Genomic DNA, 16,589 nt, shown 5'->3' on the forward strand with positions numbered 1-16,589 from the left:
TCTTTCACCGTCATCCCCGCGAAAGCGGGGATCCCGCTATTCCGTGAAGTATCAGAAAAAGAAGAAGAAGCTGGATCCCCGCGTTCGCGGGGATGACAGCGTCCTCTGTTGACCAAACACATCAGCAGTGACCGCCCCTGCTCACCCCTTTGCAGGATCCGAAGCCCCCAGCCGATCAAGCCACGCTTGCGCCTGTTTCGGTTCTCCCACCGCGCTCGGGCTCACCGGCCCGCGCGACGCCAGGAATTCCTGTTGTAGTTCGAAGGGGGGCATGCCGAACTGATCGCGGATATCGTCAATCGTCTCGCCGATCTCGGCCAGTTGCTCGATGACCGGTGCGGCGGCCGCACGCGCCGCCTTGTCCTTGTTGTGATCGAACAATCCCCAGCGCCCCGCCGCGGTCACGCGAAGCGCGTCGATCAGCGCGGTTCGATACTCTTCCTCGAGTTCGATACGGCGTTCGTCGAGACGGGCGAGACGGTCAGCTTTGGCCATGCACGCTTCTAGCCGCAGACCGCCGCCGATCAATGACCATCCTGCTCCATCGCCGAGAAAGCCGGTGCATAGTCGATCACGCCTTCGGCCACGGGCAGCGCCGCCGCCAGCGGCAGCACCATCAGATACGGCCCCGCATAGGGTGAAGCGAAACCCGTCGCGAGATCGGCACGGAAGCCAAAACGCCCGTAATAGGCCGGATCGCCGAGCACGAAGATCGCATCCCATTCCTCCACTCGCGCGCGATCGATCGCCGCATCGATCAGTGCCCGGCCAATGCCCGTGCGTTGATACGCCGGTGAAACCGATACCGGCGCCAATCCCAGCGCACGAAACGGCGCGGACATCGGCGAAAGCAGCACATGCCCGGCCACCGCACCGTCGACCACGGCAACCAGCGAGATCGCGGCATCACCATCGGCGCGAAGCCGTTCCACCAGCCGCGCCTCACTTGGTTGGCCGAAGGCATGCTCGACGACATCAGAGATCGCGGGCACATCAGCGGGATCTTCATCGCGGATCAGCATCAGCCCGCCCCGTCCCAGGCCGCGATCACCGCATCGCCGGTTTCCGGGCGCAGCACGAAGATGCCGCTGTCGCGGTGGCGCGTCGGATGAACGCGGTTGGTGAGCAGGGTCCAGGCGAGGCCGCGATCGAAATCCACCCACAGGCCGGTTCCGGTGAAGCCGGTATGGCCGATCGTCTCATCCGAACAGGCGTCTCCGCCCGACCAGCCGGCGAAGCGGCGTTCCCAGCCGCAGGTGCGATCCCCTTGAACGCGGGTGCGGATCGCCGCGAGCATGGCCGGACTGGCGCCACTGCCGTCGAGCAGCCCCTGCGCGAAATCGAGCACGCCGCCGAGCGTGCCGAACAGCCCGGCATGGCCGGGCGCGCCGCCCAGCGCAAAGGCGTTCTCGTCATGCACCTCGCCCTTCAGCACCCGGCCGCGCCATTGGCAATGCTCGGTCGCGACCGCCGGCCCCGGCGGCGGGCCGTAGGACAGGCCCGGCGGCAACGGCCATTCACGGAGCGGCCTGCCGGTGATCCGTTCGATCGCGATGCCGAGCAGGATGAAATTGATGTCCGAATAGACCGGCGGGCCGTGCCGCCATTCGCGCTGGAGCACGAAGGCGCGCAACCGGGCGGGATCGTCGCCATAGGTGTAGATCGGTTCGACCGCGGGCAGAAAGCTGCGATGCGCCAGACAGTCGCGGAAGGTGAGCTTGCGTTCCGCCGCATTGGCGACGTCATATTGGCGCAGATCGGGAATGACGTCGGTCAGCGGCCGATCGAGATCGATCCGTCCCTGATCGACCAGCGTCAGGATCATGGTGGTGGTCGCGACCACTTTCGAAACCGAAGCGAGATCGAACCAGTGATCCCCGGTCAGCGCCTCGGGTTCGGGTTCCAGCGCCGCCATGCCGGCGAACCTGGTCCAGCGCCGGCCGTCCGCGGCGACGATGCCGAGCGCCGCGCAGGGAATCCGGCCGTCGGCGATGGCGGCGGCGGCAGGAGCGAAGGCGGCGTCGATCATGTCATGTCGTCCGGGCGCGGCTTGATCCGCGCAAGCAGGGGAAGGAACGGGATGGCGGCAAGGCTCGCCACGCCCGAGATGAGGAAGAAAATGTCGAAGCCGTTATGGCCGGCCTTGTCCAGCGCTTCGACGATCGCGCCGCCGGCGCCGGACAGCAATCGCGGCAGCAGGAAGGCGAAGCCCGACAGGAAGGCATATTGCGCGCCGGGATAGCGCGGGTTCACCAGTAGCGAGAGATAGACGACGAACACCGCGCCCGCCAGGCCGTTGCCGAACTGGTCAGCGGCGGTGGCGATGTAGAGCAGCGCCTCATTGGGCGGCTGATGCGCCAACCAGACAAAGCCGAAATTGCCGAGCGCGGCGAAGAAGGCGCCGATCGCCAAGGTGAAACCCTGTCGCCAGCGGATCACCATCCACCCGCCGAGCCCGACGCCGATCATGCTGGCGATCAGCGCGACGAGACTGTCCGCCCGGCCGATCTGGGTGAGCGAATAGCCGAGTTCCTTGATCATCGGCTTGGACAGGTTGAGCGCGAGCACGTCGCCCATGCGATAGATGGAGACAAACGCCATCAGCACCAGCGCGCCGAAGCCATAGCGCCAGAAGAAATCGACATAGGGGCCGAGCGCGGCCGATTGCCTGACCGCCGAATCTGGCGGCAGCTTGCGGATCCTTGGCACCGCTGCCGCCATGATCAGGAACGGCACCATGCAGATGACCAGCACATAGGGCGTGACGTTGGTCTGTGCGCTGATGCCGATCTGTTCGGCGATGCCGAGGACGACCCAGCCGACGGCGGCGGTCAGCAGCAGCGCGCCGAGCAGGATCGCGGCACTTGCGAGCAACCCCGTCGCCAGCGCCGTCCAGCGCCCGCCGCCATGGCCGGGATCGGGGCGCATCGCGATCAGGATCGGCAGCGGAACGAAGGCGGCGGCGGCAATGGCGAGATAGGACGCCGTCCAGCCCGAACGATCGGCGATCAGCAGCGCACCGCTGCCCGCCGCGACCATCGCGCTGCGATAGCCCCAGAGATTGGCGGCGGTGATCGGCCCCTGTTCCTCGCGCGTCGGCGCCAGTTCGATGCGCCAGGCATCGGCCGCGACCTCCAGCGTGGTCGTCCAGAAGGCCAGCAGGACGGCGAACAGCGCTGTGACGGGCAGGCTTTCGTCCGACGCGGTGAGCGCCATGGCGATCATCGATGTCAGGATGCCGAGCTGCGACAGCATGATCCAGCCGCGCCTCTTGCCCCAGAAGCGCGAGAATCCGGGGATATCGTAACGATCGAGCAAAGGCGCCCAGGCGAATTTGAAGGTGGGCAGCAACTGCACCCAGGCGAAGAAGCCGATGACCACCAGCCCCACTTCATGCGCCTGAAGCCGCAGCCCGAGGATCGTCGAGAACATGAAGAACGGCAGGCCGGCGGAAAAGCCGAGCAGCACGTAAAGCGCCATGCGGCCGAAGCCCGGCGGGATCGCCACCGGCGCGGACCTATGGGCGTTTTGCACGTCGACCGGATCAGCCAAGATCGCGAACCCTGCGCCCGAAACAGATTGGCGTCATCACAGCCCCCCGAGGAATCCCGGGCACACGCTTGACCGTGGCAAGGCAAAGGTCAATGGCGCGGCATCGTCCGGCGCCCCGCGCATCGCCGGATCAGCTGCCAACCCATGTCGATAGGTTATATATCCACAAACAGAAACTATGGCGCGTTATTGACATTCTTGTTCCTTAATGGCCGGGCCCGCTTCGGAAGAAGGCGAGGTTCTGGGGGAATTTCATATGCTTGCCTCGTCGTCGCACAGACAAAGCCTGATCGGGCAAGTCGCGCACGAGAGCATGATCGCCCCCCGGCATCCAGGCACGAACCAGCGCATCGGCGGCATGCATGCAGCCGAACCGTACGGTCGTTCGTTGAGCGCCTGGCTGCGAAACGAGTTCTTATAAGGGGGCATCGCCCGACCGGCCCGGCACATGCCGGGTCGGCCGGGCGATGAATTTCTCGATGGTACTGGCACCCCTTCTCCTGCTGTCCGCACAAGCAATGGACGCTGCGCCACCACCCGCACACCCCGTCGCCACTGTTCGTGTGACCTTCGATCGCAAGGGCGAAACCGGGGTCTCGGCGACCGGCCTTGCCGATATCGCCGCCGGCCGCGCCATCACCGCCGACGATCCCGTGCGCGTCGCGTCGATTTCAAAGCTGGTTGTCGCGATCGCGGTGATGCGGCTGGTGGAACAGCGCAAGCTTAACCTGGACGCCGATGTCTCGGAACTGCTCGGCTGGACACTGCGCAATCCAGCCTTTCCCGATCGGCCGATCACGCTGAAACTGCTGATGTCGCATCGATCGGGACTGACCGACGGCGTCGACTATGTGCTGCCGCTCGATGCCGAGTTGCGGACGGTGCTTGCCGATCCCAGGGCCTGGGACACGGCGCATCCGCCGGGCGAATTCTTCCGATATACCAATCTCAATTTTCCGGTGGTGGCGGCGGTGATGGAACGCGCGACCGGCGAACGCTTCGATCGGCTGATGGACCGGCTGGTGCTGGCGCCGCTCAGGATCGACGCCTGCTATAATTTCGCGGGCTGCTCGGATGCGGCGGCGGCGCGGGCGGTGGTGCTCTACCGCGCGGGCAAGCCGGTTCGCGACGATCATCGGGGCGCTCGGCCCGCCTGCCCTGTCACCCCGGCCAGCGATGGAAGCTGCGATCTGACGCGCTGGCGCGCGGGCGCCAATGGCGCGATCTTCTCGCCCCAAGGGGGATTGCGTATCTCGGCACGCGGGCTGGCGAAGATCGGCCGGCTGCTGATCGGGCGCGGCACCGTGGATGGCGTGAGGCTGCTGACGCCCCGCTCGGTCGCACAGCTCGAACGCCCGCTCTGGACCTTCAACGGCGATCCGAAGAATCCCAATGGCGAAACCGGCAGCGATCCCTCCACCGGCACGCCTTTTGGCGGCTTCTATTGCAGCTACGGCCTGGCGGTGACGTTCCTCGCCACCAAGGCCAGCGGATGCCGTGACGATCCGTTCGGCGACGGCGTCCGGCGGCTCGGCCATGCCGGCGACGCCTATGCACTGCGTTCCGGCCTGTGGATCGACCGCGCACACGGCACCGGCACCGCCTATTTCGCGACCGATGTACCGATGCTGGCGGGCACACAATCGGCCTTCACACCGGTCGAGGAAGCATTGGCGCAGGGCAAATCGGGTTCAAGGCATTAATTGAACAGTGTATAATAATTTAATTGAACGATGATCAATAAAATGACATTTTCAGACCGTCCGGCGATTCGCCGGGCGATCATGGAGTTGTCGACATGCAACCCGCTTATGTGACCGCGACCGCGCAATGCCTTCCGGGCCGCCCGATCGCGAATGACGAGATGGCCGATTATATCGGCCGGCTTTCCCCGGAGGCCGAACGGTTCGGCCGCCTCACCCTGCGCCAGAACGGCATCCGCCATCGCCATTATGCGATCCGCCCGAACGGCACGTCCGACTGGACCGTCGCGAAACTGGCGGGCAATGCGGTGCGTGCGCTGATCGACGATGCCGGGCTCGACAAGAGCCGGATCGGCTTCCTCGCCACCGCGACCACGCAGAACGACATGCTCGTCCCCGGCCTTGCCTCCGGTGTCCATGCCGAATCCGGACTGCCGCCGATGGAGCTGGCGAGCCTGCAAAGCGTGTGCGCCAGTTCGATGATGGCGCTGAAAAGCGCCGCCTTGCAGGTCGCGGCGGGCGAGCATCGCGCGGCGATCGCGGTCGGCGCCGAATTCTCCAGCCGCTATTTCCGCCCCGGCCATTATCTGGGCACCGATACGATGCAGGCGGACGGCACATTGCCGGGCGACGCGGAATTCCTGCGCTGGACGCTCAGCGATGGTGCTGCCGGATTGCTGATCGAGGATCACCCCGCCCCGCGCGGCCTGTCACTGCGGATCGACTGGATCTCGCTGCGCTCGTTCGCCGATCGTTTCCAGCCTTGCATGACGGGTGGTGCGGCGCGCGGCGCGGACGGGGCGCTGCTGCCCTGGAGCTTGCATGACAGTGCGGGCGAAGCGGCGCGCGCAGGCGCGTTCCAGCTCCGCCAGGATGTCGAGGCGCTGCACCGCATGCTGCCGGTGTGGATGGGCGAGTTCATGCGACTGGTCGACGAAGGCCGGATCGATCCGGGCGCGACCGACTGGTTCCTCTGCCATTACTCCGCGCACAGCCTGCGCGAGGAGATGGTGACGCTCGCCACGCGTGCGGGCTGCATGATCCCTGAGGATCGCTGGTTCGCCAATATCTACGACAAGGGCAATGTCGGCGCCGCCGCGATCTTCCTGATGATCGACGATCTGATGCGATCGGGCCGGTTGCGCGGCGGGCAGAAGATCGTCTGCGCCGTGCCCGAAAGCGGCCAGTGCATCATGGCCTATGCCGGCATGACGGTGATGGAGGATGGACAATGACCGATACGCCCGACGCCCCCGCGAACCGCATGCTCGTGCAGGCGACGCATCGCGGCCTGGCCCAGGTCTGGATCGATTTCGAAAGCGCGCTGGTGCAGGTGCCGGTGATCGCGCGGCTGACAAGCGGGCGGCTGCGGATCGAGGAGTATCGCAGCCTGCTGCGCAACCTGCGGCAGCAAGTGGTGGAAGGCAGTCGCTGGATCAGCCGCGCCGCATCCAGTCTCGGCCCCGATCATGAGGAATTGCGATCGCTGTTCGTGCGCCACGCCGTTGCCGAGCATCGCGACTATCGCCTGCTCGAACAGAATTACGTCGCGGCGGGCGGCACGGCGGAGGATATCCGCATGGCGCCCAAGAATATCGGATCGGAAGCGCTTTCGGCCTTCATGTATCAGGCGGCGTCGCGGCCCGATCCGCTAGGCATGCTCGGCGCGATGTTCGTGATCGAAGGGCTGGGCGAGAAACTCGCGACACCCTGGGCGGAGGCGATCCGCGCGCAACTCGGGCTTGGCGAGGAGGCGACGAGCTTTCTTGCCTATCATGGCGAGAATGACGGCGGGCATCTCGACACGTTCGATCACGCACTGACACTGGCTGTCACCAGCCCCACGGTTTCCGGCGATATCGTGCGCCATGCCAAGATCGTCGCGCGGCTCTACCGCCTCCAGCTCGAGGAACTGGACAATGTCTGACAACCGGCTGGATCCGGCATCCTATGATCCGCGCGATCCCGATCCCTGGCTGGCGCTGATGCTCGATCGATCGCTGCCGTTCGCGCCGGATGCGAAGGCGGCGCTGATCCGCGACCAGGCGTCGCGCAGCCGGCAGTTCCTGCTGCCGATCGTCCGCCCCCTCGCCCGGATCGCGATCGTGCTGGCGCAACTCGTGCACACCATCACCCCGCGCTGGCCGCACGCGCCGCGCCTGCTTCACCGATCGATCGCGTTCGGCATGCGCCATTTCCTGACGCCCGACGCCAATCGCCTGATCCTGCGCCATTTCCATCTCGGCGCGCAGATCCTGCGCTTCATCTCGGACAATGCGACGCCCGGTTTCCACCCCGCGCTCGAACCGATGACGCCACGGACGATCGCAGATGTGAAGGACAATCTGTTCCTCAAACACGATCTGAACATCTTCAACTTCCTGATTCAATTGAACCAGGAAATGGAGCGGCGGGGCACGACGATCGATCGCGTCGACCACGTGGATTTCTCCGCGATCACAGGCGATATCGCGATCGATCCCCTGCCCCATGGCCGGCTCAACGTGATCGATCTGCAGACCGCGATCGAACTCTATACCCCGGCCTATGCGATGCTGCTGACCGACCGCGATTTCTGGCGCGCATCCAATTCGCTCCAGCTCGACGAGACCGTAGGGCTGTATGCGGCGCGGCTGACCGGCGAGGAAAAGCATCTTGCGATGATCAACAACCGCCATCCGCTGGTGCCGCATTCCACATTGCGCGCCGGTTTCCGGCTGATGCTCCATGGGCTGTCCACGGAGGTGCTGCACGGTTTCCTGATGGAAATGAAGATACGTCAGGCCCCGGTGACGGGCGCCGCCTGACCCGATCTGGCCGGACGCGGGGATTTCCGTCATGATCCTGAGGGGAAACGGCGCACGCCGCGTATGCACGATATGACATTGGAGACTTCCGCTTGACCGATATCGACGCCATGCTCGCGCAGCTTCGCGACGGCCCTGTCCATCCCGGACTGACCGCCATCGACGCGGCGGTGATGGATGCACTTGCCGAACGCGCCCAGGCGATGCCCGCGCTCGGCGGCAAGGCGTTCGGCATGGCCGCGGTGATGGCGCTGGTCGCCGGCATAGCGGGATCGGCGCTGCCCGGCGGCGAAGTGAGGGCCGCGCCGATCTCGCCGCTCGGCGCGCCGCCCATGCTCGCCCCCTCCACGCTGCTCGGCGGCGCGGGATGAAGGATTATCGCCGTATCGCGCTGATCGCGCTGATCGCCTTCGTCGCGGCGATCGCCGGCGTGGTCGTCGGCCGCGAATATGTGGTTCCGCAAAGACCCGTCGAGAACGAACTGCACGACCTGCTGCACAGCCAGCTCGATCTCGACGCCCGGCAACATGCGCAGATCGACGTGATCGAAAAGCATTTCGCGACGCGCAAGGCCGCGCTCGAACAGGAATTGCGCGCCGATAATGCGCGCCTCGCCAGCGCGATCGAGGCCGAGCATGGCTATGGCCCGAAGGTGGCGGCTGCCGTCGACCGCTCGCACACGGCGATGGGCCAGCTCCAGAAGGAAACGCTTGAGCATATCTTCGCGATGCGCGGCGTGCTGCGCCCCGAACAAGCCGCGAAATTCGATGCGGCGGTGGTGAAAGCGCTGACGGCCAAGGAGAGGTGACCACCGATCTTGCCGGCTGCACGGACGGGGAACTGGCCGCGATCGCCATGGCGGGGCAGCAAGCCGCTTACGGGGTGCTGATGACCCGTCATCGCGACTGGGTCTATCGGCTGATCCGCAGCCATATCGGCGATGCAGACGAAGCGCTCGACGTGACGCAGATCAGCTTCGTCGCCGCCTTTTCGGCGCTTGCCCGTTATGACGGATCGAGATCGTTCCGGGCATGGATCGCGCGCATCGCGATCAACAAATGCCGCGACTGGGCCAGGCGCCGCGCGGTCCGCCGGCTGTTCGCCTTTGCGGTGCCGATCAGCGAGGCCGAGGAGATTGCCGACAGCACCGTTCCGATCGACGATTCACTGGGCGCCGCGCAGGAACTGGACCGGGCGATGCGCGCGATCCGCATGCTGCCGGCCTCGCTCAAGGAGCCGCTGATCCTGCGGATGATCGAGGATATGAGCCAGGCGGAGACCGCGCGGATCCTCGGCATCAGCGAAAAGGCCGTGGAAATGCGGGTCTATCGCGCGCGCACGAAATTGTCGGAAATATTGAGGGGTTAGGGCGCCGGGCGCGTATCATCACGCAGACGCCAATCGGTTTCACAACATAAGCAGGATCAATGACAGTCACGAGTATCGATCGCCGCACGCTGTTGCGCGGCGCGGCCATCTCCGGCGGCACCGCCGCGCTTGCCGGCTGGTTTCCGGCATGGGCGCAACCGGTTTCGGCGGGCATCGTCCGCCCGCTTCCCACCGTATCGGGAACCGAGATTGCGCTGCGCATCGCGCACCAGATGATCACGGTCGACGGCCGCGAAAGCCATGGCATCGGCATCAACGGCACGATCCCCGCCCCGCTGGTCCGCCTGCGCGAGGGCACCAATGTCCGCCTGTCGGTGGTCAACGATCTCGACGAGGACAGCTCGATCCACTGGCACGGCCTGCTCGTGCCCTTCCATATGGACGGCGTGCCTGGCGTCAGCTTTCCCGGCATCAAGCCGCGATCGACCTTCACCTATGAGTTCCCGATCGTCCAGGCCGGCACCTATTGGTATCACAGCCATTCCGGTCTGCAGGAGCAGATGGGCCATTACGGGCCGATCGTCATCGATCCCGCCGGCCCGGATCCGATCCGGTCCGATCGCGAGCATGTGATCGTGCTTTCCGATCACAGCCCGCTCCACCCCCATCTGATATTCCGCAAGCTCAAGCAGCAAGGCGGCTATTTCAATTACCGGAAGCAGACGCTTGCCGGACTGATCAGGGGCCAGGACCAGCCCGCCTCCGAACGAACGGCCTGGGGCCGGATGCGGATGGACCCCACCGATATCAGCGACGTCACCGGATCGACCTATACCTATCTGGTCAATGGCCACGGCCCCCGCGACAACTGGACCGCGCTGTTCAGCCCGGGCGAGCGCGTCCGGCTACGCTTCGTCAACGCCTCCGCGATGACGACGTTCAACGTCCGGATCCCGGGGCTGAAGCTCACCATCGTCCAGGCCGACGGGCTCAATGTCCGTCCCGTCGCCGTCGACGAATTCCAGATCGCGATCGCCGAAACCTATGACGTCATCATCGAGCCCACCGAGGATCGCGCCTATACGCTGATCGGCGAGGCGATCGACCGGTCTGGCCTGGCGCGTGCCACGCTCGCGCCCCGCGCGGGCATGGCGACGGAAATGCCCGCGCTCAGGAAGCGTCCGCTCGCCACCATGACCGATATGGGCATGGGCGGCATGGATCACGGCGCGATGGGCGCGCAGCCCGCCGGCGACGACGCCTGCCCGCCCGAACATGCCGAGATGGGCCATTGCACGCCGACGAATGCCGCGACCGGCCAGGGCGGCACCGCGATGAAGCATTCGATGCGCGACATGTCGCTGGCGCCGACGGTCAAGGACACGCCGACCGTCCAGTCGATCTCGCCGATGCCGATCGATCGCACGGGCGAACCCGGCCAGGGCCTCGCCGATGTCGGGCACCGCGTGCTCGTCTATCGCGACCTGATGGCGGTGGAGCGCAACCCGGACCTGCGCGCGCCCGATCGCGCGATGGAGATCCATCTGACCGGCAATATGGAACGCTATATGTGGGCGTTCGATGGGGAAAAGCTGAGCGAGGTCAAGGCGCCGATCCCCTTCACCAAGGACGAGCGCGTCCGCGTGACGCTGGTCAACGACACGATGATGGGCCACCCCATCCATCTTCACGGCCACTTCTTCGAGCTGGTGACCGGGCATGGCGAATACGCCCCCAGGAAGCATACGGTACAGGTCCAGCCCGGCGGCAAGGTGACGTTCGACGTCACCACCGACGCGGTCGGCGACTGGGCGTTCCACTGCCATATGCTCTACCACATGCATGCCGGCATGATGCAGGTCGTGACGGTGCGGCCCCGCACGGGAGACGCGGCATGAAGCCGCTCCTCCTGCTTTCCGCCGCCGTGCTGGCGATCGCCGCGACGCCGGCCGCCGCGCAGATGGATCATAGCGCGCACGACATGTCCGCCCATGCGGATCATAGCAAGCAGCCCGACGCGCAGTCAGCCAGCCCCCTCGCCCCGGCCGATCCCCATGCCGGGCATGATATGACGGCCCAGCCACCGGCGGCTGCGGATCCGCATGCCGGGCACGATATGTCTGCCATGCAGCCGGCGGCGGGCGAAGCCATGCCCGGCCATGGCGACGGCGGCACCGCGCTTCCCGCCGGCAACGCGCCGGCGCCCGCGGCGCCCGATCCCAACTATGCCGACAGCGTCTGGGGCGCCGAGGCGATGACGGGATCGCGCACGGCACTGAGGAAAGAGCATGGCGGCGGCAGCTTCTCGCAGGTGATGATCGATCTCGCCGAATATCAGATACGCGGCGGCAAGGACGGTTTCCGCTGGAGCGGCGAAGCCTGGTTCGGCGGCGATATCAACCGGCTGGTCGTCAAGACCGAGGGCGAAGGCGCGTTCGGCGACGGCGTGGAGGATGCCGAGGTGCAGGCGCTCTATAGCCGCGCGATCGGCCCCTATTTCAACCTCCAGGCCGGCGTCCGCCAGGATATCGGCCCCGGCCCGTCGCGCACCCACGCCGCGATCGGGTTCGAGGGGCTGGCCCCCTATTGGTTCGAGGTGGAAGGCGCGCTGTTCCTGTCCGACAAGGGTGACCTGTTCGCCCGGCTCGAAGGCAATTACGACCAGCGCATCACCCAGCGGCTGATCCTCCAGCCCCGAGCAGAATTCAATTTCGCGCTGCAGGACGTACCTACAAGCGGCGTCGGCTCGGGGTTGAGCGATGTCGAGCTGGGCCTGCGGCTGCGCTACGAGATCGTCCGCGAATTCGCACCCTATATCGGCGTGTCATGGGATCGTCGTGTCGGCGGCACCGCGCGTTATGCGCGGCTGGCGGGCGAGGATGTCGAGAACACCAGTTTCGTTGTCGGCGTACGGGCCTGGTTCTGACCAGGCCCGTTCACCCGGCATCACGCAGCCGCGTCGAGCGCCTGCGCCAGATCCTCGAGGATATCGTCGATATGCTCGAGCCCGATCGACAGCCGCACATAGCCGGGTGAAACCCCGGTCGCGACCTGATCCTCGGCCGAGAGCTGCGAGTGGGTGGTCGACGCCGGATGAATCGCCAGGCTGCGCGCATCGCCGATATTGGCGACATGGTAGAAGAGTTTCAGCGCATCGATGAACTTGCGCCCCGCTTCGACGCCGCCCGCCAGCTCGAAGCCGAGCAACGCACCCAGCCCGCCAGTCAGATAGCGATCGGCCCGCGCCCGCTGCTCGCCGGTCTGCTGCGAGGGATGGATCACCCGCGTCACGTCGCTGCGCCCGGCGAGATACGCGACGACCTTGAGCGCGTTCTCGCAATGGCGCGGCATGCGCAGCGCCAGCGTCTCGACGCCCTGGATCAACTGAAAGGCATTGAATGGCGACAGCGCCGAACCGAGATCGCGCAGCAGCACGGTGCGCGCGCGCAGGATATAGGCGATCGGGCCGAGCGGCTTGGCCGCCTGCGCCCAGACCGCGCCGTGATAGCTGGGATCGGGCGTGTTGAGCAGCGGCTGGCGATCGGGAAAGGCTTCCCAGTCGAAATTGCCGCCATCGACGATCATGCCGCCGATCGAGGTGCCATGGCCGCCGATATATTTGGTGGTGGAGTAGACGACGATCGCCGCGCCATGATCGAGCGGCCGGGCCAATAGCGGCGCGGCGGTGTTGTCGACGATCAGCGGAATGCCGAGCGGCCGGCCGATGGCCGCGATCTCCGCGATCGGGCAGACAACCAGCTTGGGATTGGGCAAGGTCTCGACATAATAGGCGCGCGTGCGATCGTCGGTGGCGCGGGCGAAAGCATCGGGATCGGCGGGATCGACGAAACGGACCTCGATCCCCATGTCGCGCAGCGTGTTGGCGAAGAGGTTGTAGGTGCCGCCGTAAAGATCGGTACCGCTGACGATATTGTCGCCGGCCCGCGCCAGATTCTGGATGGAATAGGCGGATGCCGCCTGGCCCGACGAAACCGCCAGCGCCGCGGCGCCGCCCTCCAGCGCGGCGATGCGCTGTTCGAGGATGTCGATCGTCGGATTGCCGATACGGGTGTAGATATTGCCGAGTTCCTTGAGCGCGAACAAGTTGGCGGCATGCTCCGCGCTCTGGAACTGATAGGATGTCGTCTGGAAGATCGGCGGCGCCACCGCGCCCGTCGTCGGATCGGCGCGCCAGCCTGCGTGCAAGGCCAGCGTTTCCGCGCGATATTTCCCTCCAGCCACAATCCATTCTCCTGCTGATCGATCGAAGCATCGGGTTAGCCCGAGACGATCGGCGGCGCCAGAGGGAGCACCGGCACCTCAACCGAAGTCGGGCGTTATATCCGTCGCCGGCCGCATTGCCGGTACCGATGATCGCATCGTGCCGCCGGTCGCTTTTGACACCAGGAAATCACGTTGATATCAACTTATATGAGAACAGATTGCAGGAGCGGATGATGTCGACAGAGCCTTCGCTGATCCCGGCCAGAGAGCTGGCGGCGCGCAACACCGCGCAATTTCCCAACGAAAGCGCGGAATATCGCGCGGCCCGCAATGCTCTGCTCGCCGAGGAGATCGAGCTGCGCCGCCATATCGAGCGGGTCGCCGAACAAAGGCGGCGGCTTCCCGCCGGTGGCGAGGTGCCCAGCGATTACCGCTTCGTCGGCGAGGCCGGGCCGGTGACGCTGAGCGACCTGTTCGGGAACAAGGATAGCCTGATCATCTACAGCTATATGTTCGGTCCCCAGCGCCAGCGCCCCTGCCCCATGTGCACGTCGTTCATGGCTTCGCTGGAAGGCAAGGTGCCCGATATCGAGCAACGCGTCGCGCTGGCGATGGTGGCGCGCTCGCCGATTGAACGGCTGGTGACCGCCAAGCGGGAACGCGGCTGGAACCAGCTCAAAGTCTATTCGGACGGCGACGGTGACTTCACGCGCGCCTATGTGAGCGCGGAGGATGCCGACATGCCCGGCTATACCGTCTTCACGCGACGCGACGGCACGATCCGTCATTTCTGGAGCGGCGAGATCGGCGGAGACATGGCCGATCCGGGGCAGGATCCTCGCGGCGCCCCCGATCTCGATCCGCTCTGGACCTTGCTCGACACCACCCCGGAGGGGCGCGGCGGCGACTGGTATCCGAAGCTCGACTATGACTGATTTGCAGCGGATCGACCGCGCATCCTGCATCATCCACGCGACGCCCGAGGCGATCTGGCGGGCACTTGTCGATCCGGCGGCGCTGACGGTTTGGCGGCCGCCCGCGGGCATGACCGGCCGGTTCGACAACTTCGACGCGCGGGAAGGCGGCAGCTATCGCATGACGCTGACCTACGACGATGCCGGATCGGCGCATGGCAAGAGTTCGAATGATGCCGACATTGTCGATGGGCGCTTTGTCGAACTCGTGCCGAATGCGCGCGTCGTCGAACTGGTCATGTTCGAGTCCGATGACGCCGCTTTCGCGGGTACGATGAAGATCACGACCAGCCTGACACGGGTGCCCGGCGGCACCGAAGTCGCGATCGCCTGCGAAAATGTACCCGGCGGCATCAGCCCCGAGGATCACGAGGCCGGGATGTGCTCGACGCTCGCCAACCTCGCCGCCTATGTCGAGTGAAACGGCGCGCCGGTGGCCGGAGCCGGACGCGCACGCCGGGGCACCGAGGATGCCTCCTCCTCATGATCCTGGGTCTCGCCGAAATGATCCTCGACGGTGCGGCCGTCGTCACGGCGCGCGTCGCGGAACAGGAAACCGATGATCTCGTGGATCCAGACGCGCCGGCCCATCCGGTAATACCAGCGGATCGCGTGACGGATCTTCGGATCGGGATTCCATATCCATCGCCGCAACGAACGCGGGCGGAGCTGGGCGATCGCCTCGATCGCCTTCACCCACAGGAACAGACGCCATGACGGCATCCGCTCCATCGCCAGCACCTGATGCTTGTAATCCCAGCGCGTGCGGTCGGGCTGAACGACGCGGCGATCCTTCGCCTCGCGATAATATGGTGTCCAGCGATGCGGCGTCACGTACAGCGCCTGAATCTGATCCGGATCATAGGAGATCAACTGGCACAGCCCGCGCCACAGATCGGCGTCGGTCTGGTCGCTGAACCCCGCGACCCATGTCGCCATCGACAGGATATTGTGTCGGCGGAGCAGCCGGATCGCCTCGCGATCGGTTGAGGTGGCGCCGCCCTTGCGGATCAGTTTCAGCGTGGCTTCGTCGGTATTCTCCATGCCGAGCAGGAACCGCTCGAAACCCGCTTTCTTGTAGAGATGCAGGATATCGGCGTCGCGCACGATATCGTCGGCACGGGTCGAGCCGACCAAAGTCACGCTGACATTCTCGGCGATCAGCGCTTCGAGAAAGGCGCGCCAGGCCTTGCGGCCGGCGCTGGGATTCTCGTCGGCGAAGTTGAACACCTCCACGCCATGCACGCGGTGGAGATAGGCGATCTCCGCCGCCAGCTTCACCGGATCGCGGTGGCGCCAGCGCGTCCAGAAACCACGCTGGCCGCAATAGGTGCACAGGTGCGGGCAACCGCGCGAAAACTGGATGACGACGGCGCGCTTGCCGCCCCAATAGCTGTAGCGCGCATGATCGATCAGTTCCCAGCCGACCCGATAGGCATCGAGATCGACGATCACCGGCGCGGCCGGGGTCGCGACGGGCACGCCGCCCTTGCGGAAGGCGATGCCCGGGATCGCGCCCAGCGTTTCGCCCCGTTCCAGCGCACGCATCAGCCGGCGCGCCGTCTCCTCCCCCTCGCCGCGTACCACCGCATGGACATGGGGTTCGTCGCGCAGCACCTCCCGCCAGAAATAGGTGGGATGGACGCCGCCATAGACGATGCGCGCGGCGGGCAGCGCCCGTGCCACCATCGCCGCGACGCGCGCGATGACGGGATGGCCGGACGATGAGCCGGAATGGCCGAACAGCACGGCGTCGGGCGCGAGCCGCGTCACCGCCCTTGCCAGGTCCGCGATCGGCATGGGGCCGAACTCACCGTCGATCAGCGTCACGCAATGGCCGTCGTCGATAAGCGGCCCGCCCACGCTCAGCAGCCCGAGAGGCGGGAGCTGTTCGCGCGGAATGCGGCTGCCGATCGCGGGATGGGGTACATTGACCAGCACGATACGCATTGCCGACCTCCCTGAGCCGCGACGCGACGGGAATGTCAGGTGGTGGTCGA

17 protein-coding genes are annotated in these 16,589 nt (G+C 65.8%); 11 read left to right on the plus strand and 6 right to left on the minus strand.

The window, feature by feature from the left end; translation table 11 throughout:
* Positions 1–141: 141 nt before the first annotated feature.
* From K7G82_RS04645 to K7G82_RS04660, 4 genes are read right to left on the minus strand one after another with little or no spacing between them, the layout of a single operon-like run.
* Positions 142–495: a hypothetical protein gene (locus K7G82_RS04645; protein WP_222988676.1), complete on the minus strand. Its 354-nt coding sequence runs from the start codon at positions 493–495 to the stop codon at positions 142–144.
* 29 nt (positions 496–524) lie between these two features.
* Entirely contained in the window at positions 525–1,022 is a 498-nt protein-coding gene (locus tag K7G82_RS04650; protein ID WP_222988677.1) for a GNAT family N-acetyltransferase, read from the minus strand.
* Positions 1,022–2,029 (minus strand): serine hydrolase domain-containing protein, encoded by a 1,008-nt coding sequence (locus K7G82_RS04655; protein WP_222988678.1) that lies wholly within the window; start codon positions 2,027–2,029, stop codon positions 1,022–1,024. Before K7G82_RS04655 ends, K7G82_RS04650 begins: the two co-directional genes overlap by 1 nt.
* On the minus strand, positions 2,026–3,552 hold the full coding sequence (locus tag K7G82_RS04660; protein ID WP_246623268.1) for an MFS transporter: 1,527 nt from the start codon (positions 3,550–3,552) through the stop codon (positions 2,026–2,028). The genes K7G82_RS04655 and K7G82_RS04660 overlap by 4 nt, the downstream gene beginning before the upstream one ends.
* 479 nt (positions 3,553–4,031) lie before the next feature.
* On the opposite strand from K7G82_RS04660, the gene K7G82_RS04665 reads away from it, so the two are divergent.
* The 9 genes from K7G82_RS04665 to K7G82_RS04705 all read left to right on the plus strand — a co-directional run bounded on the left by K7G82_RS04665 (position 4,032) and on the right by K7G82_RS04705 (position 12,317).
* Positions 4,032–5,255, plus strand: a complete 1,224-nt coding sequence (locus tag K7G82_RS04665) for a serine hydrolase domain-containing protein (protein WP_222988679.1) — start codon at positions 4,032–4,034, stop codon at positions 5,253–5,255.
* Between the two features lie 95 nt (positions 5,256–5,350).
* On the plus strand, positions 5,351–6,490 hold the full coding sequence (locus K7G82_RS04670; RefSeq protein WP_222988680.1) for a thiolase family protein: 1,140 nt from the start codon (positions 5,351–5,353) through the stop codon (positions 6,488–6,490).
* A complete protein-coding gene (locus K7G82_RS04675) occupies positions 6,487–7,182 on the plus strand; it encodes an iron-containing redox enzyme family protein (RefSeq protein WP_222988681.1) in 696 nt (231 codons plus the stop codon). Before K7G82_RS04670 ends, K7G82_RS04675 begins: the two co-directional genes overlap by 4 nt.
* Positions 7,175–8,062, plus strand: coding sequence for a DUF6999 family protein (locus K7G82_RS04680; RefSeq protein ID WP_222988682.1), 888 nt, complete (start codon positions 7,175–7,177; stop codon positions 8,060–8,062). Before K7G82_RS04675 ends, K7G82_RS04680 begins: the two co-directional genes overlap by 8 nt.
* Before the next feature lie 92 nt (positions 8,063–8,154).
* Complete coding sequence (locus K7G82_RS04685) at positions 8,155–8,433, plus strand: hypothetical protein (RefSeq protein ID WP_222988683.1); 279 nt, start codon at positions 8,155–8,157, stop codon at positions 8,431–8,433.
* The gene (locus tag K7G82_RS04690) at positions 8,430–8,870 is read left to right on the plus strand and encodes a periplasmic heavy metal sensor (RefSeq protein ID WP_222988684.1); all 441 of its coding nucleotides are present in this window, start codon (positions 8,430–8,432) and stop codon (positions 8,868–8,870) included. The genes K7G82_RS04685 and K7G82_RS04690 overlap by 4 nt, the downstream gene beginning before the upstream one ends.
* Positions 8,867–9,430, plus strand: a complete 564-nt coding sequence (locus tag K7G82_RS04695; protein WP_425517246.1) for an RNA polymerase sigma factor — start codon at positions 8,867–8,869, stop codon at positions 9,428–9,430. Before K7G82_RS04690 ends, K7G82_RS04695 begins: the two co-directional genes overlap by 4 nt.
* 59 nt (positions 9,431–9,489) lie before the next feature.
* Positions 9,490–11,289, plus strand: coding sequence for a copper resistance system multicopper oxidase (locus K7G82_RS04700; protein WP_222988685.1), 1,800 nt, complete (start codon positions 9,490–9,492; stop codon positions 11,287–11,289).
* Positions 11,286–12,317: a copper resistance protein B gene (locus tag K7G82_RS04705; protein WP_222988686.1), complete on the plus strand. Its 1,032-nt coding sequence runs from the start codon at positions 11,286–11,288 to the stop codon at positions 12,315–12,317. Before K7G82_RS04700 ends, K7G82_RS04705 begins: the two co-directional genes overlap by 4 nt.
* 20 nt (positions 12,318–12,337) lie before the next feature.
* Here the strand turns inward: K7G82_RS04705 and K7G82_RS04710 are convergent, their stop codons facing one another.
* The gene (locus K7G82_RS04710; RefSeq protein WP_222988687.1) at positions 12,338–13,633 is read right to left on the minus strand and encodes an O-acetylhomoserine aminocarboxypropyltransferase/cysteine synthase family protein; all 1,296 of its coding nucleotides are present in this window, start codon (positions 13,631–13,633) and stop codon (positions 12,338–12,340) included.
* 215 nt (positions 13,634–13,848) lie between these two features.
* Here K7G82_RS04710 and K7G82_RS04715 point away from each other — a divergent pair, with 215 nt between their 5' ends.
* Together K7G82_RS04715 and K7G82_RS04720 are read left to right on the plus strand one after the other, a co-directional pair.
* Positions 13,849–14,550 (plus strand): DUF899 family protein, encoded by a 702-nt coding sequence (locus K7G82_RS04715; RefSeq protein WP_222988688.1) that lies wholly within the window; start codon positions 13,849–13,851, stop codon positions 14,548–14,550.
* Positions 14,543–15,010, plus strand: coding sequence for an SRPBCC family protein (locus K7G82_RS04720; RefSeq protein ID WP_222988689.1), 468 nt, complete (start codon positions 14,543–14,545; stop codon positions 15,008–15,010). The genes K7G82_RS04715 and K7G82_RS04720 overlap by 8 nt, the downstream gene beginning before the upstream one ends.
* Here the strand turns inward: K7G82_RS04720 and bchE are convergent.
* Positions 14,998–16,539, minus strand: a complete 1,542-nt coding sequence (gene bchE / locus K7G82_RS04725; protein ID WP_222988690.1) for a magnesium-protoporphyrin IX monomethyl ester anaerobic oxidative cyclase — start codon at positions 16,537–16,539, stop codon at positions 14,998–15,000. The genes K7G82_RS04720 and bchE overlap by 13 nt on opposite strands.
* Between the last annotated feature and the right edge of the window lie 50 nt (positions 16,540–16,589).

It is taken from the genome of Sphingomonas colocasiae (genome assembly GCF_019880585.1).
Taxonomy (GTDB): Bacteria; Pseudomonadota; Alphaproteobacteria; order Sphingomonadales; family Sphingomonadaceae; genus Sphingobium_A; species Sphingobium_A colocasiae.